Source organism: Pararhodospirillum oryzae, assembly GCF_007992075.1.
In the GTDB taxonomy this organism is placed as follows: Bacteria; Pseudomonadota; Alphaproteobacteria; order Rhodospirillales; family Rhodospirillaceae; genus Pararhodospirillum; species Pararhodospirillum oryzae.
Map to the genome: position 1 here is coordinate 20,737 of NZ_BJZO01000036.1, position 19,827 is coordinate 40,563.

Sequence of the window (19,827 nt, forward strand, 5' to 3'; positions counted from 1 at the left end):
GTGCGCTTCGTCGCGCGTGCTCATTTTAATACCGCGAAAAGCGTTGAAAACCCGTCTGACGCGCGGCTGGTGTTTGAAAGAGTCTTTCTTTCGTGCGTCATTCCCGATCAGGCGGCGGCGTTCGCGGTTCTTGTTTGGGCATGTCCAGGCTTCGGGTAGAATAAAAATCCTGTGCGGAGGAACCAAGCCCACCTCGCCGGCCACCCAGGAACGCGCTTCCCTCAAATGCGTGAAATGCTGGGCGGATAGGGTCCCAAAATCGACGGGGGTCAAGAAGATGGCGCGACCGACAGTACCGCCAACGGGTGTGGAACGCACCTTTGGCGACGACGAATTGATCGTGTCCAAAACCGATATCAAGGGGGTGATTACCTACGCCAACCAGGTTTTCCAACGGGTGGCCGGGTTCACCGAATCGGAGTTGGTTGGCCAGCCTCATAATATTATTCGTCATCCCGAGATGCCGGCTTGTGTTTTCAAGTTGCTGTGGGACACCATCGAGGCGGGGAACGAGATTTTCGCCTACGTGATCAACCAGGCCAAGAACGGGGATCATTACTGGGTTTTCGCGCACGTCACGCCCACGTTCGACGCCTCGGGGCGGATTGTCAGCTACCATTCCAGCCGGCGCTCGCCGCGCCGCGAGGCCCTGCCCGCCGTGCGCGACCTGTACGCCACCTTGCTGGCCGAGGAGAAGCGCCACGCCTCGCCCAAGGACGGCATGGCCGCCGCCTTGCGCCTGGTCAACGACCTAATGAATCAGAACGGGACGGACTACCCCCACTTCGTTCATACTTTGTGAGGCGGTGGGCGGATCCCCAGGGAAGCCCCCTGTTTGGCGTTTGTCCGGGAAAAGGGCGCGCCGCCTTTCCCGCGAGGGCAAACGCGCTCAAGGGGATCCGGCCTTGCGTCAGGGCTGGCGGCCCTTCGCGGCGGGCGTGCTGACGCAAGCGTCGAAGGCCGCGCCCAGGGCTTGCAGGGAAGGGGGATCCAGGGCCAGGAGTCCGGGCCGGTGCAGGAGGCGCGCCACGCAGCGGTCGGCCTGGCTGCCGGAGGTTTCCAGCACGCTCCAGTCGGTTTGCGGGTCAAGGCGGGCCTCGACCAGGGTTTCGTTGGCCCCGTTCGCGTTGATCCGGGTCACCAGGGTGGCCACGCAGCAGATCGCGCAATCACTCATGCCCGCGAGAATCGGTTCGTTTTCGATGGTTTGGGCGCTCGCCGCTTCCATCAGTCCCACCGGGGTGACGTTGATATCCAGAATGACCCCCGTTCCCTCGCGGCGGGCATTCTGGATCCCGCCGCTGCACCGGTCGCCCCCGCCGCGCACGGTTTCCACCGTGATCCGGGGCTCGCCCGCGGGCCCAAGGTCGCGTTCGATCGCGACCAGGCTTGAAAAATAGCCGGTCCCGCCCCCGTTGACCGTGACCAGCGCCAGGCGGCGGCCGTTGGCTCCGTCGCCCAGGTCCTTGCTGGCGACCCAGGCCCAGGCCGGGGCCTGGGGGGTGGCTTCGGCGCTGAGCGTGCCGTCCGGGTTTTCCTGGGGTGGGTTGTGGGCGTTGCCCTGGTTGCACAGCGCGAGCGGCACCGGCGCGGCGACCCCTTCATCGATGTCGGGCAGGGCGGCGGCCAGGCAAAGGGGGTGGATGAATCCGGGATCCTTGATCCGGGCGGAGGGGGGCGCGGGGGGAGGTGCTCCCAGTTCGGCCAGGCGCTGGTCGTAAACGCCGGCCAGGCAAGGCGCGACCCGCCACAGCAGGTCCAAGGTCACATCCTCGGTCGCGGGCAAGGCGGCGGGCAGGGAACAGGCCTTGTCGCGGGCCTTGAGCCAGGCCCGTTGCGTAGCGACCAGCGCCGGCACCTGATCGGGGGCGAGCGCGGCCTTGCGCGCGGCGAAGGCGTCGCTCAGGGCCCGGTCGCGGGCCGCCAGTCCGCCATCGGCGCAGATCACCCGTTCGGCCACGCTGGTGGCCTTGTCGCAGTCGAACCCGGGTTGGGCGGCTCCGGCCGGGGAGGCGCCGGCCAGGCTGGCCAGCGCCAGCAGGGCCCCCAGCCCCTTGCCGATGCCCCCGGGCCGCCGGCTTGAGGACACGGCTTCCTCCCGGGGGACGCGCCGTGCGTCCTCAATCCCGGCCCCTCCGCCGTTCGTGGAGGCCAGGGGCGCCCGCGATCCGAGGCGGGGCAGGGCAGGCAAGGGCGACGGTTGGACCATGGCACGACTCCAGCAAAGGCCCGCGTGGGGACGCGGGTTCTCCGGGCGCAAGGCGGCTCAGCGCTTGCGGCGCAGGAGATGGCCCGCGGGGCAGGTGGCTTCGCCTTGGGCATTCCATTGCACCGGCTTGACCCGCTCCAGGGTGAAGGGGCCGGCATCGGCGTTGACGCATTCGCAGGCCATCATGGCGCACGCGAGCGGCAAGCGTTCCCCGGCGGCGCCGGAGCCCGTGCCTTCCGCGCAGCCACCGGCAAGCAGTGGCAGGGCCACAAGGGGCAGGACCCGGGTGACCCACGCCAGGACCGGCACGCGGCGCCGGACGGGAAGCAAGGCAGGCATGGCAAGGATCCCTCTGTCGGAGCGGTCAAGGGGGCCCGCCGGGGTGACAAGGGTGGGGGCACCCGCAGGGCGTTCGGTAAGCTAGCCATCCGTCGATCCTGGCGCAAGCCCCCGGCCCGGGTGCCGGGAGCCTGCCTCAAGGCGCGGCCGTGGAGGCAAGCCAGGCGCGGCAGTGATCGAGTCGCACGCCTTCCAGGCTGTCGAGGACGGCCGCCGCCCCGATGAACGCCTCGTGCCGGGTGTAGGCGGAGCGGGTGACGAGGCAGCCGAGGCCGGCGGCGGTGGCGGCGGCGAGGCCGGGCGGGCTGTCCTCGATGGCCAGGGTCCGCGTGGGGTCAAGGCCCAGCGCGTCCAGGGCCAGCCGGTAAATCGCCGGATCGGGCTTGCGCCGGGGGGCCTGTTCGCCGGCGAAAACGGCCATGGCCCCGGCGCGGCGAGGGCCCAGGCCCGCCACCACGGCGCGCACCGCGCGCTCGTCGGAGGTGGAGCACACCCCCACCTTGATCCCCGCCGCCAGGGCCTCGTCGATCAGCGCCGCCACGCCCGGACGAATCGGCAGCCGTCCCCCTTCCACCCATGCCTGGAACAGGTCGGTCTTGCGCTGGTGCAAGGCCAGCACGGCCGCGTCGTCGAGGCGGTCGCCGAAAAAGCGGCGCAGGCGATGGCGCCCGCCCGCCGTTTCCAGAAGAGCGCCGTAGGTGTCCACCGACCAGCGGTCGGGCAGCCCGGCTTCCTCGAAAGCCTGGTTGAACGCCACCCGGTGCCCGTCCGGCTCGGTTTCGGCCAGCACCCCGTCGCAATCGAACAACAATCCATCCATGCGTCCGCTCCCGTTCGCGTGCCGGCTCGCGTTCACCATGCCGGAAACTCCCCCGTTCCCGGAAAGGCCGGCCGCGAACACAGGCCAGCCCGGGCGGGACGTGCCGGCGGTTCGGCGGTCAGGGCTGCCCGGTCCCGGGCCACAGGACCGCCTGCGCGACGATGACATCCTGGCCATTGAAGGTGGCGGCGGGAGAGCCATGGAGCTGGTAGCCAAGCTCCAGGGCCTGGGATACGCGCTGGCAGAATGTCGCGTCGTCCTTGCCGGTCAGAAGACGATAGCGCGGAAGACCATCGGGCGGGTTTGTGGGCATCGCGATCTCCTGGTGCGGGGGAGGGCCATCGGAAAGGGCCTCGCGGTCATGCCGGCGGGGGGGGCACGCGAGGGGGGCGCCCGGTTCGGTTCCAGCCAGCATCCCGTCGTCATGCCTCCATCGCGTGTCGAGGGGCCCTCATCATACCGGGACTCACCGCCTTTCCGAAAGAGCCGCCGCGTCAGTTTCCCCTTGCATCCAGGCGGTCGTCCACACATGCCATGCCTATAGCGGCGCCGGGTTTTCTTCCTCTGAACCGGCCCGTCGCAGGGCGTTCCAGGCCTTTTCCAGGCGGGCGCGGGCGGGTTCTTGCAGCGTTTGAAGGCCGCAGCGTCGGGCCATGAGAAGCACGGGATCCTCCTCGTTCCGGGCGCTTTCCCGGACCTCGCGGGCCAGGGCCACCAGTTCGGCAAGGCAAATGGTGTCGATCGGGCGGATTTCGCCGTCGGCGGGGGGGTGGAAGGCGGGGCAGAATCCCGGGGTCATCTCTTTCGGCCACACGAAAACGCCGTCGCCATCTTCTTCCGGGATGACCTGGAAATGCCGGCGCGCGAGGGCCATCACCCGGTAGGCAAGGCGGGGGCTGGTGCGGTCCCATCCGTGCCGGCGCGCGACCAGGTGGGCCAGCACGCGATCGCGCACCGGTCCCTCGCCGGTCACGATTTCGTGGAGCATTTCCAGCAGCACCGGGTCATAGGCTGGCGCGTGGAACGCGACCGGATCCTGGGCCAGGAGGCTGGAGGCCCGGGGGGGCACCCCGGGAGGCATCGGCGCGGGCGCCGTGATCTCGGGTTCCGGCGCGGGCGCCGTGATCTCGGGTTCCGGGGCGGGCGCCGTGATCTCGGGTTCCGGGGCGGGCGCCCCGATCTCGGGTTCCGGCGCGGGCGCGGCCGGGGTGCCGGGCTCCCGAAGGGAGGAAGAGGCGGGGAGGATCCCGCCGGCGGGCCCGGGCGCGGTGCCGGCTGGCGGAGCGGGGGGAGGAGCCACGGCGGGCGCGGGCCGCGCGGCCGCGCGGGCCTTGCGCGCCGCCTCGGCCTCGGCGCGCCGCGCCCGGGCCTCTTCCAGGAGGGCGTGCAGGCGCCGTTCCACCGTGTCCAGGGCCTGTTCGGCGTCGTGCCACCAGTCGGGGGACCACAACCGGACGATATTCCAACCCAGGTTGACGAGGATCTGTTCGCGCAGCTTGTCGCGATCGCGGGCGGTGGCGCTGCGGTGGTAGGTGGCGCCGTCGCATTCCAGCCCCGCGAGGTAGGAGCCGGGCACGTCGGGGTCCACGATGCCCAGGTCGATGCGAAAGCGCGACACCCCGACCTGGGGATGAACCTGCCAGCCCCGGGCCGCCAGGGCCTGGGCCACCGCTTCCTCGAAGGGGGAGTCGTATCCGCCCACGCTGCCTTGGATCGCCCCGGCCAGGGCCGCCGGGCCCCGCCGTGCCATGTCCAGGAACAAGCGCAGGTCGCGCACGCCCGTGGCGTTGACGCGCCCCAGGTCGATCTGGGCGGGTTCCAGGCTGGAAAACACCTTCAGCCGCTCGCGGGCCCGGGTGACGGCCACGTTGAGCCGGCGTTCTCCGCCCATGCGGTTGAGCGGGCCGAAATTGCCGGAAACGATGCCCAGGTTGTCGGCACCGAAGGTGACCGAGAAATAGATCAGGTCGCGCTCGTCGCCTTGCACGTTTTCCAGGTTCTTGACGAACACCGGTTCCGGCCGATCCTCGGCGAAGAACGGCTCCAAGGTGGGGTCGCGCTGGCGCTCGGTGTCCAGCAGGTCCTCGATCAGCTGCTGCTGCGGGCTGTTGAAGGTGACCACGCCCATGCTGGGAGGATCCTCGCCCGGCGGGGTGGCGCGCAAGGTCGCGACCAGATCGGCGACCAGGGCCATGGCCTCGGCCCGGTTGACGCGGGCGCCGCCGCGTTCATACACCCCGTCAACGGGGTGGAACGTGACCGCCCGGTCGCGGGTGACGGGCGAGGGGAAGGTCCACAGTTTGCCGTTGTAGTATTGCTGGTTGGAAAACGCGATCAGGCTTTCGTGGCGCGAGCGATAATGCCAGCGCAGTTCCAGAACCGGCATGTTCGCGCCCAGGCATTCGTCAAGGATGCTTTCCTGGTCGGGTTCGGCCTCGTCGTCGTCGTCGGGGGCGGCCGTGCCCCGGGTGAAGAAATCGGTGGGGGGCATCTGCTTGGGGTCGCCCACCATGACCACCTGCCGGCCGCGCGCCATGGCGCCGATGGCGTCCCACACCGCGATCTGCGAGGCTTCGTCGAAGATCACGAGGTCGAAGGGCGGGGTCTCGGGGGGGAGGTACTGGGCAATGGAAAGCGGGCTCATCAGCAAGCAGGGCGCCAGCCGGGTCATGGCGTCGGGCATGCCGTGCAGCAAGGCGCGCAGGGGCTTCTGGCCGCGCTTGCGGCTCAGTTCTCCCTTGAGCATCGCCCAGTCCGATCCGCTTTCGACCGAGGTGGGATCGGGCAGGCCGGCGCTCAGGCGGGCCTGGATCAGGCTTCGGGTCAGCTCGGTGTAGCGGTCATCCAGGTCGCGGAAGGCCTGGATGCGGTCTTCGTGGATCGAGGGGCTGAACGTGCGCAGCACCGCGTCGCTTTCCATCACCGCGTCCACCCACCAGCGCGCATAATCCGCCTCGAAAAGCTCCCGGCTGCGCGCGGGGGGCACCTTGCCCTGTTCCAGGGCCACGACCAGCGGCCCCAGGCCATGGGCGCCCGCCTCGTTTCCCTTCTTGCGCCAGGCGCACCAGTCCTTGATCGAGGCACGCCGGGCCTGAAGATCGCGGGCCAGCGCGCACACCTCGGAGAGCGAGCGCGAGGCCAGGGGCGCCTTGGCCCGGATCCGGCCGGTGAAGGCGCCCAGGGCCTCGTCGAAGGCGCGCGCGGTCTGCTCCAGGGCGATGCCATGCCGGGGCACCGGCCCTTCCGGCCGTAGCAAGGCGTTGGCCTCGCCCAGCAGCCGCGCCACCCCCGCCGTCAGCGGCGCGAGAAGGACCGGGGTCGGCGCGAGCCGGGGCAAGGCACCGGCCAGGGCTTCGGCGAAGGCAAGGGCCTCGCGCAGGGCCTGTGGCGCGCTGTCCACGCCGCGCCACAGGCCGGGAAGGCGTGCCTCCAGATCGTTGAAGGCGGCAAGGTCGCGCTCAAGGTCGCGCAAGGCGCGCAGCCGCTCCAAGGTGGCGGCCAGGGTCGGCCCGGCCTGCCCCCGGGCCACCCCGGCCAGGGCCGGCGCGTCCGTCCAGGGTTCCCCGGCGAGGGTCGCCACCAGGGCTTCTTGCACCGCCACGGCCGCCGTCAGAACGGCCGGCGGAGTCTCCAGGTCGCACGGCGGCAGGCCGGCCGCCTCCAGCAGGGGGGCCTGGGCTTCAAGCAGGGTTCGGGCCGCGTCCATCTGGACAAGGGCGGCGACCAGCAGCGAAGCCCGGTCCTTGTCGACCGGCCGGCCCAGGAGGTCGGCCAGGGTTTGGATCAAGGCTCGGGTGCGCGGGCCCCGGCGCAGCCATCCGGCCTGGCGCGCGGCCTTCCCCTCGGCCCGGACCCGGGCAACACGTTTCGAATCGGGCAGCGCCTCCACGGGCAACGCCAGGACCGACAGCGCCCGTGCCCCGGCTTCAAGGGCCTTCAGCGCCTTGCGAACCCCGTGCGCGACGGACGGGTCCCATGTGGCGGGCAGGCTGTCCAGCACCTTCCGGCGGCGTTCGACCAGGGCAAGCCCGGTTGCCAGGCGCTCGCGCACCGGCGCCGCGTCGGGGGCCAGGGCAAAGCTCCAGTCCTGTCCGCCCGCCCGGGGCAGCAGGGAAGCCAGGGTCGCCAGTCCCTTGCGCCCCTCGCGGTCGAGGGGCAGCACCGGCAGGCCGGCGGCCTCGCGAAAGGCATGCAGGGCCGTTTCCAGGGCCGCGCCCGCCTGCGCCAGGGCCTGGGCGTCTTGCAACACCTCGCGCTCCCACAGGGGCGACCATTCGGTGTGGTGGATCAAGGTCAGGGCCCCGGCCTGGAAGAAGGCGGGCCCGGACTCTCCGTCGTTTGGCTCGGCCTCGTCCGGACCAGGCAGGAACGGCCGCGCCAGCAATCCCAGATCATGGGCCCGGTCGGCCAAGGCCTGATAGGCGGCCCGGTCATGGGCATCGGGCGAGGGCCACGACAGCCCCAGCCGTGGCAGGTCGCGTCCGGCCACCACCCGGCCCATGGCGAGGAACGGCGTGAGCCCCCACGATCCCGGCCGGTGAAGCCGCTCCACGTAAAGGTCCAGTTCCTGGCGCAGGGTCTGCAGGCGCTTGACCTGATAGGGCCAGTCCCCGGGGGCCTGGCTGTCGCGCCGTTCCCAGGCCTCGCGCAGCTGGTCGAGAACATCCTGGCGGCGCGCCTTGTTGGAGTGCAGCTCCAGGCAGAACGGCCCCAGGCCCACCGCCTTCAGGCGCCGGTACACCACGTCCAGCGCCGCCATCTTCTCGGAAACGAACAAGACGGTGCGCCCCTGCGCCAGGGCATGGGCGATCAGGTTGGCGATGGTCTGGCTCTTGCCCGTGCCGGGCGGGCCGATGAGAACGAAATCCAGCCCCTGGGCCGCCGCCAGCACCGCCGAAAGCTGCGACGAATCGGCGGGCAGCGGACAGAAGACATCCTCGGGCGGAACGTCCTGGTCCAGGCGCCGGGGGTCGGGAAAGGGGCGGGTGTCGGGATAGGGCTCGCGGGGGGACTGGATCAGATGGCGCGCCAGCCGGTTATGGCCCAGGCGGCTGGCGTGGGCGCACAGGTCCTTCCACATCAGGAATTTGCCAAAGGAAAAGGACGACAGCCCCACCTCGGGGCTCAGGTCCCATTCCGGGATGTCCTTGATCGCGTGGCGCACGGCCCGCCAGATGGCATCCAGGTCCAGGCCGTGCTCGTCGCGCGGCAGGTTGCCTTCGTCCAGGGGAAGAGCCAGGTCGAAATCCTGGCGCAGCAGCTGAACCAGGGTCGGGTTGAGAAGGGTGTCCTCCTCGTGCCGGCGCATCGTGAAGCCCGAGCGCACGCTACGGCGTTCCAGGACCACGGGCATCAACAGCAAGGGCGCGCGGCAGGGATCCTGGTGGCGGCCGTCGCGCGGGGTCCAGCTCAGGAAACCCAAGGTCAGGAACAAGGTGTTGGCGCCCCCTTCCTGCAAGGCGGTGCGCGCTTGCCGGTACAGGCTCACCAGGGCGGTTTCCAACTCGGCCTTGGGCAGGGGACTTTGGATCTTGCCGCTTCTCAGGGCCTCCAGGGCCAGTTTGTCGGCGGTGCTCCCGGGGGGGGACGGCTCGCGCGGGGCGGCGCCACGCGTCAGGTCGGGGGCGGACTCCACCTTCAAGGCCGCCCCATCGGCAAGAAGATCCTCCAGCAGGCCCGGATCGGGAGCGATCAGGCGCACGAAGGTGCGGCCCCGGGTGAGGTTGAGCAGCGGATTGCGCAGCGACAGGTCCAGCAGCTTGCGTTGCCAGCGGGTCAGGCGGCCTTCGGGCGTGTCGGGGGCCGTGGTCGGGGGGAGGGCGGGGCCGTTGAGCGCGCCGGCCCCCGGATCGGGGCCGTCGAACACGTCGGGGGCGGGGTCGAAGGCGGCGGCGGGCGCGCGGGCGGCCTCGGACCCGGGAGCGGCGGGAGCCGGGAGCGCGGCCGTGTTTTCCACGCTGGCCAGGGGGTGCAGGCCCATCAGGCGGGCCCGGCGGATGTCCACCGCCATGACGAACGGCCGGGGCGCGTTTTCCTGGATCTGGCGGGTCCCTTCCCCGGTCGCGACGCCGAAGGAAGGCGGGGGGGCATGGGTGATCAAGGTGGTTTCAAACAAGACGATTTCGCGCAGGGCCACCCGCTTGCGCAAGGCGGTGACATCGTCAATGACCGGGGTGGCGAATTCCTGGGGGTGGAGCCACACGCCGGCAAGGGCGTGCCCCTCGGTGAACACCAGCAGGGGGTGAAGGTGCATCTGCTCCAGGGCCGCGCAGAACAGCACCGCGCGGTCCAGGCAGGTGGCCAGCCGTCCCTCCAGCACCTGGCGGGCCGCGCGCACCTTCTGCCCGGCCTGTTCGAAGCCGGCGGGGGGCAGGCTGTCGATCAGGCCGCGCGAGGACAGCGCGCTCCACAAGGCGGAGGCCAGTTCCCAGACGCGTCGCGGGCCGCCGTCGTAGCCCGTGAGCGCGCTGGGGCGATCGTGGGCACTGAGCACCCAGGCGGTGTCGACCAGCACCGAGGCCAGGGCCGGTTCATTGGGCTGAACAAAGGCCGCGATCATTTCCGGCACGTGTTCCAGGCCGCTCCAATGGTCGCGGGGCAAAAGCTCGATGAGGTCGGTCCGGCGCGCCACCTCGGTGCCGCGCGCGCTGAGGATGAAGGTTGCCTTGGCGGTTTCGCGCTCGGTCAGCCGGGACAACGGGCCAGGGGCCAGGGAAACCTCCAGATCCCCCAGGCGCCGCTCCTCGCCGGGGGCCAGCGCTTCCAGGTGCCACGCGCGCGGCTCCAGAAAAGGGGGATCCGACGACAGGGCCAAGCTAACGTCGTCCAGCCGCGTTTTCGTGTCGTTGACGAGAACGGCATCGCGCAGGAACGGAATGGCATTGTGCAGAAAAGCCAGATTGAGCCGGGGGGTCAGGGCAATCTCGATCCGGAGGGGCGCGGTATTCACGGAAGGATCGGCCATTCCCACATGCCTCGTTATCTGATGGTCCTCAGGTCCGGCGGATTCCAGGCAACGCGGAACGCCAGAATCCATCCAAATAAACCTTTATCTTATATCGTTTTTTTCCAAAGGAGGAGCGTTTTTCCGCGCCGGGCCCGTTCACGACGTTCCCACCCCTTCCCCTTGCGTTTCGACGGGCGGTCGGCTATGGAGAGTTGGGCCGGGGGGCCTGTAGCTCAATGGTCAGAGCTGGCGGCTCATAACCGTCTGGTTGCAGGTTCGAGTCCTGCCGGGCCCACCATTTCCCCCGTCTTTGGGAGTCCAGTCATGGATCCCAGGCATCTGCGCGCCTTCCTGCACATCGTTGAAACCGGGAGTTTCAGCGCGGCGGCCGAGCGCGTCAATCTGACCCAGCCGGCCTTGTCGCGGCAGATCCATCTGCTGGAAGACGAGGCCGGCGAAATCCTGCTGCGCCGCACGGGCCGGGGCGCCGAGCCCACCGAGGCCGGGCTGGTGCTGGTCGAGCATGCCCGCGCCATCCTGGAAGCCATCGACGGCGCGCGCCGCGCCATGGGGGTGCGCCGCTCCCAGGTGACCGGACGTGTCACCGTGGGCCTGCCGCCCAGCGTCGGCGTTCGCCTGACCGCGCCCCTGGTGCGGCGCTTTCGCGAGCACCATCCCCTGGTCGGGCTGTGCCTGGTCGAGGAACTCTCGGGCGTGGTGCAGGAGGGCCTGCTGTCGGGCTGGATCGATGTCGGCTTGCTCTACGCCCAGGCCGCCAGTCCGGCCCTGGCCCAGGAAGCGCTGCTGACCGAGGATCTGGCCCTGATCGGGCGCCCCGACCAGATGCCCGGGGGCAGCGATTGCGTGCCGGTTCGGGCGCTGGCCGAGCTGCCCATCCTGCTGCCCGGGCGGCGGCACGGGCTTCGCGCCCTGGTGGACCAGGCGGCCTTTCGTCATGGCATCGTGGTGCGGGTGGATATCGAGGCCGATTCGCTGCGCGTTCTGGGCGAGCTGGCCCACGCCGGCCTGGGGCTGGTGGTGCACGCGCCCTCGGCCTTTGCCCCCGATCTGGCCGCCGGCACCCTGGTCGCCCGTCCCCTGGGCGAACCGCCGTTGCAGCGCGCCATCGTGCTGGCGTGGCCGCGCGATCGCGCGCCGTCGCGCGCCGCCCTGGCCATGGCCGAGACGGTGCGCGAGCTTCTTAAAACAGGAGGCTGGCCGACGCCACAACCGTGAGGCCCAGGCCGCCGGTGACCAGCAGCAGGGCCACCAGCCCCAGGGCCAGGCCCATGGATCCGCCCAGGGGTGTCTTCGGGGAGGGGGTCGTGCGCATGATGGTCTCTCCTTGCCCGCCGCGTCTGGCTTCGATCGATCCGTCGTCCCTTTCTTGTCGCTCTTTTTCGCCCTGGATGCAGTGACGAACGCCACACCAGGGCCCCTTCTGTTGCCATGAAGCGTCGGGTGTTGCGGAAAGGTCACAAAAGCGTCGCCGCCCCACCACCGTCGGACGGAAGCCCGCGCCGGGCCCCGTCGCCTTGCGTGTGCCTTGCAGGGGGCGTTGGAGCACACCCGACCGGCGGCGCTGTTTTCGTTGCCCGGCGCCGTGGGCTTGCCTATAGTCCGCCATCATGACACCAAGCCCCATCACCGCCTATCGCCACCGCCATCTGCTGGGCATCGAGGGGCGCCTGCCCCACGAAATCGAAGCCCTGCTGGACCATGCCGAATCGTATGTCGGCAACACCAGGTTGTCGGACCGCACCGACAGCGTTCTGCATGGCGGCACGGTCATCAACCTCTTTTTCGAGAACTCCACGCGCACCCGCACCAGTTTCGAGGTCGCGGCCAAGCGCCTGGGCGCCGACGTCATCAACATGCAGGTGGCCACGTCGAGCGTCGCCAAGGGGGAAACCCTGATCGACACGGCGGTGACGCTCAACGCCATGCATCCCGACGTGCTGGTGGTGCGCCATCCCGAGTCCGGGGCCGCCGCCCTGCTGGCGCAAAAGGTCAACTGCGCGGTGATCAACGCCGGCGACGGCGCCCACGAACACCCCACCCAGGCCCTGCTCGACGCCCTGACCATCCGCCGCCACAAGGGCCACCTGGGCGGGCTGACGGTGGCCATCTGCGGCGACGTCATGCATTCGCGCGTGGCGCGCTCCAACATTCACCTGCTCACCATCATGGGCGCGCGGGTGCGGGTGGTGGGCCCCCGGCCGCTGATCCCCTCGGGCATCGCCAGCCTGGGCGTCGAGGTGTTCCACGACATGCGCGAGGGCGTGCGCGACGCCGACATCGTGATGATGCTGCGCCTGCAAAACGAACGCATGTCGGGCAACTTCCTGCCCAGCGTGCGCGAGTACTTCCGCTATTTTGGGCTGGATCGCGACAAGCTGGCCCTGGCCCGGCCCGATGCCCTGATCATGCACCCGGGCCCCATGAACCGCGGCGTCGAGATCGATTCCGACGTGGCCGACGACGTGCCCCGCTCGGTGATCCGCGAACAGGTGGAAATGGGCGTGGCCGTGCGCATGGCCGCCCTGGAAATCCTGTGCGCCACCTTGCGCCGCGAGCAGCAGGAGACTCCCTGAGATGGGCTATCGTGAGCCCGGCCGTGTGGCCTATGTCAATGCCCGCCTGCTTGATCCGGCCAGCGGCCTTGACACCCGGGGGGCCTTGCTGACCGAAGGCGAGCGCATTGTCTCGCTGGCCTCCACCCCCTTCCCCGACGGCCTCGCCGCCGATATCCAGGTGATCGACTGCCAGGGCGCCTGCCTCGCGCCCGGCCTGATCGACATGCGCGTGCAACTGCGCGAGCCCGGGCACGAGCACATGGAAAGCATGCGCACCGCCGGGCTGGCCGCCGTCGCCGGCGGCGTGACCTCGATGGTCTGCCTGCCCAACACCGATCCGCCCCTCGACGACGAGGCAACCTTGGAGTTCGTGGCCCGGCGCGCCCGTCTCAACGGGCTGGCCAAGGTCTACTGCTATGGCGCGTGCACCTTGGGCCTGCAAGGCGAGGCCCTGGCCGAGCTGGGCATCATGGCCGAGGCCGGCGCCGTTGCCTTTACCGACGGGGTCAAGGCCATCGCCAGCGCCAAGGTCATGCGCCGCGTGCTGGCCTACGCCGCGACGTTCGACCTGCTGGTCATGCAGCATCCCGAGGAGCCCTCCCTGGCCGGGGGGGTGATGAACGCGGGCGAGCTGGCCACGCGCATGGGTCTTTCCGGCATCCCGCGCGAAGCCGAGATCATCTTGCTTGAACGCGACATGCGCCTGGTCGCGATGACGGGCGGGCGCTACCACGCCGCCCACATCAGCACCTCGGAAAGCGTCGAGATCATCCGCCGCGCCAAGGAACAGGGCCTGCGCGTGACCTGCGATACCGCGCCCTTCTACTTTGCCTTGAACGAGCAGGAGGTGCGCGAATACCGGACCTTCGCCAAGCTCTCCCCTCCCTTGCGTCATGAAACCGATCGCCAGGCCATCGTTGCCGGCCTGCGCGACGGGGTGATCGACGCCATCGCCAGCGACCATTCCCCGCAAGACCAGGACACCAAGCGCCAGACCTTCCATGCCGCCGCCTTTGGCGCGGTGGGCCTGGAAACCCTGCTCGCGGTGTCGCTGGGGCTTTATCACACCGAGGGCCTGCCTTTGCTTGACGTGCTCGCGCGCGTGACCTCGGCCCCGGCCGCCCTTCTGGGGCTGGAGGCCGGGCGCCTGCGCGCGGGCGCCAAGGCCGACCTGGTGGTGTTCGATCCCGACCGCCCTTGGCAGGTGGTGGCCAGCGCCTTCCTGTCCAAGTCCAAAAACACTCCCTTCGATGGCCGCCCGGTGCAAGGCCGCGTGCTGCGCACGGTCATCGACGGCCGAACGGTGTTCACGCCCGATGACTGACCCGTCCTGGATCTTCCTGCTTGTGTGCGCCGTCGCCGGCTATGGCCTGGGATCGGTGCCGTTTGGCCTGGTGCTGGTGCGGCTGGCCGGCCTGGGCGACGTGCGCGCCATTGGCTCGGGCAACATCGGGGCCACCAACGTGCTGCGCACCGGGCGCAAGGATCTGGCCCTCGCCACCTTGATCCTGGATTCCGCCAAGGGCGCCATCGCCGCCTTGATCGCCGGGGCCATCGCCGGTCCCGAGGCGGGCCCCTGGCCCGGCCTGCTGGCCGGCGCGCTGGCCGTGCTGGGCCATAACTTCCCTGTCTGGCTGCGCTTTCGTGGCGGCAAGGGCGTGGCCACCACCTTGGGAACCCTGCTGGCCACCGCGTGGCCCGTCGGTCTGGCCGCCTGCCTCACCTGGGTCGCGGTGGCGGCCTTGTTCCGCTACAGCTCGCTCGCGGCCTTGATCGCCCTGGCCCTGGCCCCGGTGTACGCCGCGTTCCTGGCCACCCCGGCCCACGTGGGGATTTTCTTCCTGCTGGCCGTGCTGGCGTGGATCCGTCACCACGAGAACATTCGCCGCCTGCTGAAGGGCGAGGAAAGCCGCATCGGCCAGAAGAAGGCCGCCTCCTGAGCCCGGAGGGCAAGACGCGGCTGACCCGCGCCCCTTGCCGGGGGGCGGTCAGCCGCGCCGCACCGGCTTGTGAACACGGATCTCCAAGGTGGTCTGGCGGATCACGTTGTTGAACTGCTTTTCGGCCGCGATCAGGGCCGCGCGGTCCAAGGTGCCGGCCTGGGCCTGGGACAGCCAGGGCTCTTCCAGGTCGTGGGCCAGGCCGGTCACTTCCAGGTCAATCCCCAAGATCAGGCCCAGCGGGCTGTTGCCAATCCCCTCGGCCTGCCAGGCGAGATTGCGGGCGTGATCGAACAGCACCAGTCCCTCGGGCGTGATCGGGCGCACGTGGGTGGGGTCGTTCAGAAAGCTGTCGTGGCGGGGATGAGGCACCACGATGGTGATCCGGGCCCCGTTCCGGCACACCCGCCACAGCTCGCCCATGACGGCAAGAAAAGCCCGCGGGGTTTCGCCCAGGTGTTCGAGCACGTGCGAGAGCAGGATTTCATCCACGCTGTCGTCGGGCCACGGCCAGGGCGTGGTTTCCAGATCCACCACCTGATCGGGGGCGAGGGCGGCGGCGCGATCGACATTGATCCAGCCTTCCCGGTGGTGTCCCCCGCAGCCCAGGTTAAGGCGCATCGTCGCCTCCGTCGCGTTCCACGGTTTCCAGGTCCCGGCGCATCTCGGCCAGGCGCTCGGCCAGGGAGCCGCGCCGGGTGTAGTGGCGGATGACGGGATCGGGCACCTCGCACAGGTCGGGCACGCTGTTCCAGGCCCAGTCCAGCCAGCCAATCTTGTCCATCACCGCCGGATCGGGGGCGTTGCGGGCCTCGGGATCCAGCAGGCGATGGTAGCCCATCAGTTCCAGGACGGCGGCGTTTTCCCACCAGGGATGGTTCAGCCAGCGCTCGGCGGCCCACACCCGGGCCAGGAAATCCCGCGTCCAGTCCGAGGCCTTCAGGGCCATCACGCCGGTGTTGGGCACGTCGAAACGCACCGCCATGCCGGGCATGGGGTGCACCCACTGGTGATGACAGGCCAGCCACAGGTCGCGGCCGGGGTCGAGCAGCGGGCGCGGATCGGCGTCGAGACGCAAGACCAGGGCATCGGCATCCACCCACAGCACCCAGTCGGTGGCGCCGTTCAGGAGCGCGCCCAGAATGGCGATCTTGGCCCAGGCCGGGGGGCGGCCGGTATCCAGCGCGCGCTCCACATGCACCGGCACCCCCAGGCGCGCCCCCCACGCCCGCAGGCGGCCGGCGGCCAGATCGCCCAGGGGCGCGAAGCCGTCGTCGTAGCCGGTGGCCAGGATCAGGCGGGGAAGAGCGGACACGCGGGGACCCCTGGAGTGAGATCCGAAAACCGGGAACCGCTTTTCGGATCAGTCGAACGCAAAAAGAAAGAATTGGAGCATCGTGCCTGGATCCGGTCACGGGACACGACAGGGGACCTTTCTCTTTCCTGGGGCTCCGCCCCAGTCCCCGCTGGGGCCAGCGGGCCCCAGACCCCAATGCCTTGGATCCGCAAGTGCCGCTGCCCGTGTTCCCCGGAGGGCGGGCAGCGGAAAAGCGGTGGCTTAGTCCTTGCGGCGCAGGTCGCGCACGCGCAGCGCCTTGCCCTGGGAGCGCGGCAGTTCGCCGGGGCTGAGGACGACGACCCGGGTGGTCACGCCGATCAACGACTTGATGGTATGGCGCACCTGCTGGCCGAGGGCCTCGTAGGTGGCGGGATCCAGGCCTTCCTGGGCCTCGACCTCGACGGTCAGGCTGTCGAGGGTGCCTTCGCGCTGCAAGACAAGCTGATAGTGGGGCGACAGACCCGGGCGGCCGATCATCACCGATTCGATTTGCGACGGGTACACGTTGACGCCGCGAATGATCAGCATGTCGTCGTTGCGCCCGGTCACGCGCAGGATGCGGGCATGGGTGCGTCCGCACGGACACGGCGTATCGATCAGGCGGGTAATGTCGCGCGTGCGGTAGCGGACCATCGGCAGGGCTTTCTTGGTCAACGTGGTGATGACCAGTTCGCCTTGTTCGCCCATGGGGAGCGGCTGCATGGTTTCGGGGTCGATGACCTCGAACAGGAAATGATCCTCCCAGCCGTGCAGGCCGACCTGCTCCGAGCATTCGCACGCGACGCCCGGGCCCATGACCTCGGAAAGGCCGTACACATCCATGGCGCGGATGCCCAGGCGCTCTTGCAGTTCGTGGCGCATGGCCTGCGACCAGGGTTCGGCCCCGAACAGGCCCACGCGCAAGGGGCCGTTCTTCAGATCAACGCCCTTGCGCTCGGCTTCCTCGGCGATGTTGAGCGCATAGGAAGGCGTGGAGCACAAGACGTTGGCCCCGAAGTCATCGAGCAGCATCACCTGCTTTTCGGTGTTGCCGCCCGACATCGGCACCACGGAGCAGCCCAGGTGCTCGGCCCCGTAGTGGGCGCCCAGGCCACCGGTGAACAGGCCGTAGCCATAGGCGTTGTGCAGGATATCGCCCGGGCGCGCGCCTGCCGAGTGCAGGCAGCGGGCCATCAAGGTGCCCCAGGTGTGGATGTCCTCGGGCGTGTAGCCGACCACGGTCGGGCGCCCGGTGGTGCCCGACGAGGCATGCAGGCGCACCACCTGCTCGCGGGGCACGGCGAACATGCCGAAGGGATACCCCCGGCGCAGGTCGTCCTTGACCGTGAAGGGGAATCGGGCCAGGTCCTCCAGCGTCGTCAGATCGTCGGGCGTGACGCCGGCCGCCTTGAAGCTCTGCTGGTAGTGGGGAACGTTGGCGTAGGCGTGAGCCAGGGTTTCCTTGAGTCGCGACAATTGAAGACGGGCCAGATCCTCGCGCGGCATTGCTTCCGCTTGCGGGTCGAACATGGAACCGTCTCCGGGTGTGCTGGTCATGGAATCCCCCCTCTTTGGTATCGGAAGGCCCGCCAGGGCTCGGTGGCCCTCTGGTCGGGCGAGCAGCGAGCGCGTCCCGGGTGGGCGCGCGAGAAGAACCGCCTGCATAGCCCATTGCGGCCCTGATCGTCCATTTTGTCGTGTCCCGTTTTGGTCAAAAAACCGCGCCAAGGCCCTGGGCCGGCTTGGGGGAGGGCGGCGGCGGGGCGGCGGGACGGGCCCGGGCCTGAAGGCGCCGGGCGAAGGAGTCGACGGGGGCCATGAAACGCTCGTGGCTGCCCTCGGCGATCAGGCCAACCTCGTCGTGCGCCTGCACCGCGAACGTCACCCGCGCGCCCTCCACCCGGGCCAGGGTCACGCCCAGGCGCACCCGCGCGCCCAGCGGCGAGGCCGCCTTGTGATCCAGGTTCACCTGCGTGCCCACCGAATCCCAGCCGGCGGGCAGATGGCCCACCAGAAGGTCGCGGCAGGCATATTCCAGATCGCGAATCAGGGCGTAGGTCGCGTACACCCGCAGGTCCTCGCCCAGGAAGGTGACGGTGCGCGAGGCATCGACGCTAAGCGGCCGGCTCAACGTGACCCCCGTTTCCACAGGGGGCACGGCCGGCGAAGCGGCGGAAACGCAAGGCTGGGGCAGGGCGCCCGGGGTCGGGATCGGGGAATCGGTCATGGGCCGGTCCTCGCGCAAGGAAAAGGGATCCCGAAAAAGGTAGGGGAGGAAAAATGGTATGGCAATGCGGAATATGGGGCGGGGAGGCGGCGAGGATGTCCAAGGTGTCTCCGTTGACAGGTGATGGTCCCGCCCCCATCGTTCCTTTATGGAACGGGAGATCGAGCATGGGCAGGGCACCCCGGAAAACCTCCGCTATCCACCGAAATCTGAAAGTCGGGTATACGGTATCCCGAGAGCATAAGCGTTTGGGTCAGTCGTTCGGTGGGATGATTGGAAAAACAACAATAACGAGAATATTAATTCAAGAAACATTACACCTTTCATCCAGCCTGAATGCGGACGCCTTCGCCCCGGGGCCTCGGGCGCGGGCCCTGTTGCGGGGGGCCGAGGTCGCCAGAGCGGACCTGGTGGCGGCCGGTGGCACTTTCGATCTGGCCCAGGTGCAGACACTGATGCACGATGTCAGCCGGCAACGTGTTGAAAAGCTGGTTCGGGAAAAGCAGCTTCTGGCCGTCCCGGGGCCCGGCAATCGGCCTCGCTATCCGGCCGTCCAATTCAACCCGGATGGGTCGGTGGTGCAGGGGCTCAAGGAAGTCCAGGAAGCCCTGGATTTTGACAGCCCCTGGTCTGTCTTGAGTTTTCTGGTCAACCCGGATCAGCGCCTTGAGAACGAAGCGCCGGTGGAGGTGCTGCGGCGGGGCGACGTCGATCGGGTGATCGAGTCGGCCCGGCGGGTCGGGGTTCAAGGCGCGTGACAACGCCCCGGCCCCCGGCCGATCTCGCCACGCGCACGCCAAGGCGGATCACTCTTCCCGAGGGGACACGGCTTCATCGGTTTCATCCGGCCGGGTTGGGCGCGCTGTATTTCGATCGATCGCGGGAAGGCCGGTTCAACGCCCCGGATGGGAGCTATGGCGTGCTGTACGTGGCCCGGGAGCGCGCCGGGGCCTTCGCCGAAACCTTTTTGCGCAGCCCTGGCGCGCGGTTGATCGACCCGGGTTTGATGCGTCGCAAGGCGTATGTCTGTTTCGAGGTGCTTCGCCCCCTGACCTTGATCGAATTCACGGGGCCCGGCCTGGCGGTGGTGGGTGCGACCGCCGAGGTGTCGCACCGGGGATTACCCTACGACGTTCCTCAGGCGTGGTCGAAGGCGTTGCGGGATCATCCGGTGAAGGCGGATGGGCTGGCGTATACCGCCCGGCATGACGAGACGGCCCAATGTCATGCCTTGTTCGATCAGGCCTCGGGCGCGCTCGGGGTGTGTGCCGCCGAGGCGACGCTGGACGTGGATTGGTTCTGGCAGCTGGCGGAGGACTACGGACTGGCCTGTCCGCCCCCGCAGCCCAGCGCAAGGCCAAGAGGTCCACGCGGACGAAATGTTCGGAAGTCCCATCGCCTCCGGCAGCCCCACGGCCTACGGTGACATTCAGGGCGTTCCGGCTTTTTGGA

The 19,827-nt window shown here is 69.4% G+C and carries 17 protein-coding genes and 1 tRNA gene; 8 read left to right on the forward strand and 10 right to left on the reverse strand.

Going from position 1 to position 19,827, the window contains the following annotated elements; genetic code table 11:
* The first annotated feature begins 277 nt into the window (after positions 1-277).
* A complete protein-coding gene (locus ROR02_RS07830) occupies positions 278-802 on the forward strand; it encodes a PAS domain-containing protein (RefSeq protein ID WP_147163467.1) in 525 nt (174 codons plus the stop codon).
* 108 nt (positions 803-910) lie between these two features.
* Here the strand turns inward: ROR02_RS07830 and ROR02_RS16770 are convergent, their stop codons facing one another.
* The 5 genes from ROR02_RS16770 to ROR02_RS07855 form a co-directional block, all read right to left on the reverse strand.
* Positions 911-2,089 (reverse strand): lysozyme inhibitor LprI family protein, encoded by a 1,179-nt coding sequence (locus ROR02_RS16770; RefSeq protein ID WP_174823018.1) that lies wholly within the window; start codon positions 2,087-2,089, stop codon positions 911-913.
* 177 nt (positions 2,090-2,266) lie between these two features.
* Positions 2,267-2,548, reverse strand: a complete 282-nt coding sequence (locus tag ROR02_RS07840; protein ID WP_147163469.1) for a hypothetical protein — start codon at positions 2,546-2,548, stop codon at positions 2,267-2,269.
* 136 nt (positions 2,549-2,684) lie between these two features.
* Entirely contained in the window at positions 2,685-3,368 is a 684-nt protein-coding gene (locus ROR02_RS07845) for an HAD-IA family hydrolase (protein ID WP_170245018.1), read from the reverse strand.
* Positions 3,369-3,486: 118 nt separating this feature from the next.
* Positions 3,487-3,681: a DUF1737 domain-containing protein gene (locus ROR02_RS07850; protein WP_147163471.1), complete on the reverse strand. Its 195-nt coding sequence runs from the start codon at positions 3,679-3,681 to the stop codon at positions 3,487-3,489.
* 225 nt (positions 3,682-3,906) lie between these two features.
* A complete protein-coding gene (locus tag ROR02_RS07855; RefSeq protein WP_147163472.1) occupies positions 3,907-10,332 on the reverse strand; it encodes a DUF3320 domain-containing protein in 6,426 nt (2,141 codons plus the stop codon).
* A 204-nt stretch (positions 10,333-10,536) separates the two neighbouring features.
* Between ROR02_RS07855 and ROR02_RS07860 the strand changes: the two genes are divergently transcribed.
* Together ROR02_RS07860 and ROR02_RS07865 are read left to right on the forward strand one after the other, a co-directional pair.
* A tRNA-Ile gene (locus ROR02_RS07860) sits at positions 10,537-10,612 on the forward strand.
* Between the two features lie 26 nt (positions 10,613-10,638).
* Positions 10,639-11,550: a LysR family transcriptional regulator gene (locus tag ROR02_RS07865; RefSeq protein ID WP_147163473.1), complete on the forward strand. Its 912-nt coding sequence runs from the start codon at positions 10,639-10,641 to the stop codon at positions 11,548-11,550.
* On the opposite strand, the gene ROR02_RS17395 is transcribed toward ROR02_RS07865, so the two are convergent.
* On the reverse strand, positions 11,516-11,647 hold the full coding sequence (locus ROR02_RS17395; RefSeq protein WP_281291015.1) for a hypothetical protein: 132 nt from the start codon (positions 11,645-11,647) through the stop codon (positions 11,516-11,518). The two genes, ROR02_RS07865 and ROR02_RS17395, sit on opposite strands and share 35 nt — an antisense overlap.
* Positions 11,648-11,942: 295 nt before the next feature.
* On the opposite strand from ROR02_RS17395, the gene ROR02_RS07870 reads away from it, so the two are divergent.
* Genes ROR02_RS07870 through plsY form a run of 3 tightly spaced genes read left to right on the forward strand, consistent with a single transcriptional unit; the run spans position 11,943 to position 14,830 of the window.
* On the forward strand, positions 11,943-12,908 hold the full coding sequence (locus tag ROR02_RS07870) for an aspartate carbamoyltransferase catalytic subunit (protein ID WP_147163474.1): 966 nt from the start codon (positions 11,943-11,945) through the stop codon (positions 12,906-12,908).
* Position 12,909: 1 nt separating this feature from the next.
* On the forward strand, positions 12,910-14,214 hold the full coding sequence (locus tag ROR02_RS07875; RefSeq protein ID WP_147163475.1) for a dihydroorotase: 1,305 nt from the start codon (positions 12,910-12,912) through the stop codon (positions 14,212-14,214).
* Positions 14,207-14,830, forward strand: a complete 624-nt coding sequence (plsY, locus tag ROR02_RS07880) for a glycerol-3-phosphate 1-O-acyltransferase PlsY (protein ID WP_147163476.1) — start codon at positions 14,207-14,209, stop codon at positions 14,828-14,830. Before ROR02_RS07875 ends, plsY begins: the two co-directional genes overlap by 8 nt.
* 48 nt (positions 14,831-14,878) lie before the next feature.
* On the opposite strand, the gene ROR02_RS07885 is transcribed toward plsY, so the two are convergent.
* The 4 genes from ROR02_RS07885 to ROR02_RS07900 form a co-directional block, all read right to left on the reverse strand.
* Entirely contained in the window at positions 14,879-15,451 is a 573-nt protein-coding gene (locus tag ROR02_RS07885) for a class I SAM-dependent methyltransferase (protein WP_147163477.1), read from the reverse strand.
* A complete protein-coding gene (locus tag ROR02_RS07890; protein ID WP_246135457.1) occupies positions 15,441-16,145 on the reverse strand; it encodes a hypothetical protein in 705 nt (234 codons plus the stop codon). Before ROR02_RS07890 ends, ROR02_RS07885 begins: the two co-directional genes overlap by 11 nt.
* Positions 16,146-16,388: 243 nt before the next feature.
* Positions 16,389-17,705 (reverse strand): phenylacetate--CoA ligase family protein, encoded by a 1,317-nt coding sequence (locus ROR02_RS07895; RefSeq protein ID WP_218032780.1) that lies wholly within the window; start codon positions 17,703-17,705, stop codon positions 16,389-16,391.
* A gap of 154 nt (positions 17,706-17,859) precedes the next feature.
* Positions 17,860-18,375 (reverse strand): thioesterase family protein, encoded by a 516-nt coding sequence (locus ROR02_RS07900; RefSeq protein ID WP_174823019.1) that lies wholly within the window; start codon positions 18,373-18,375, stop codon positions 17,860-17,862.
* Positions 18,376-18,752: 377 nt separating this feature from the next.
* Between ROR02_RS07900 and ROR02_RS07905 the strand changes: the two genes are divergently transcribed.
* Together ROR02_RS07905 and ROR02_RS07910 are read left to right on the forward strand one after the other, a co-directional pair.
* Complete coding sequence (locus tag ROR02_RS07905; protein WP_147163478.1) at positions 18,753-19,133, forward strand: hypothetical protein; 381 nt, start codon at positions 18,753-18,755, stop codon at positions 19,131-19,133.
* Complete coding sequence (locus ROR02_RS07910) at positions 19,130-19,801, forward strand: RES family NAD+ phosphorylase (protein ID WP_147163479.1); 672 nt, start codon at positions 19,130-19,132, stop codon at positions 19,799-19,801. Before ROR02_RS07905 ends, ROR02_RS07910 begins: the two co-directional genes overlap by 4 nt.
* Positions 19,802-19,827 lie beyond the last annotated feature (26 nt).

Bases quoted from the DNA above. Each gene is read 5' to 3' on its own strand.
- ROR02_RS07830 (WP_147163467.1), top strand. From the start codon at position 278: ATGGCGCGACCGACAGTACCGCCAACGGGTGTGGAACGCACCTTTGGC.
- ROR02_RS07895 (WP_218032780.1), bottom strand. From the start codon at position 17,705: ATGACCAGCACACCCGGAGACGGTTCCATGTTCGACCCGCAAGCGGAA.
- ROR02_RS07900 (WP_174823019.1), bottom strand. From the start codon at position 18,375: ATGACCGATTCCCCGATCCCGACCCCGGGCGCCCTGCCCCAGCCTTGC.
- ROR02_RS07885 (WP_147163477.1), bottom strand. From the start codon at position 15,451: ATGCGCCTTAACCTGGGCTGCGGGGGACACCACCGGGAAGGCTGGATC.
- ROR02_RS07875 (WP_147163475.1), top strand. From the start codon at position 12,910: ATGGGCTATCGTGAGCCCGGCCGTGTGGCCTATGTCAATGCCCGCCTG.
- ROR02_RS07865 (WP_147163473.1), top strand. From the start codon at position 10,639: ATGGATCCCAGGCATCTGCGCGCCTTCCTGCACATCGTTGAAACCGGG.
- ROR02_RS17395 (WP_281291015.1), bottom strand. From the start codon at position 11,647: ATGCGCACGACCCCCTCCCCGAAGACACCCCTGGGCGGATCCATGGGC.
- ROR02_RS07870 (WP_147163474.1), top strand. From the start codon at position 11,943: ATGACACCAAGCCCCATCACCGCCTATCGCCACCGCCATCTGCTGGGC.
- ROR02_RS07855 (WP_147163472.1), bottom strand. From the start codon at position 10,332: ATGGCCGATCCTTCCGTGAATACCGCGCCCCTCCGGATCGAGATTGCC.
- ROR02_RS07840 (WP_147163469.1), bottom strand. From the start codon at position 2,548: ATGCCTGCCTTGCTTCCCGTCCGGCGCCGCGTGCCGGTCCTGGCGTGG.
- ROR02_RS07850 (WP_147163471.1), bottom strand. From the start codon at position 3,681: ATGCCCACAAACCCGCCCGATGGTCTTCCGCGCTATCGTCTTCTGACC.
- ROR02_RS07845 (WP_170245018.1), bottom strand. From the start codon at position 3,368: ATGGATGGATTGTTGTTCGATTGCGACGGGGTGCTGGCCGAAACCGAG.
- plsY (WP_147163476.1), top strand. From the start codon at position 14,207: ATGACTGACCCGTCCTGGATCTTCCTGCTTGTGTGCGCCGTCGCCGGC.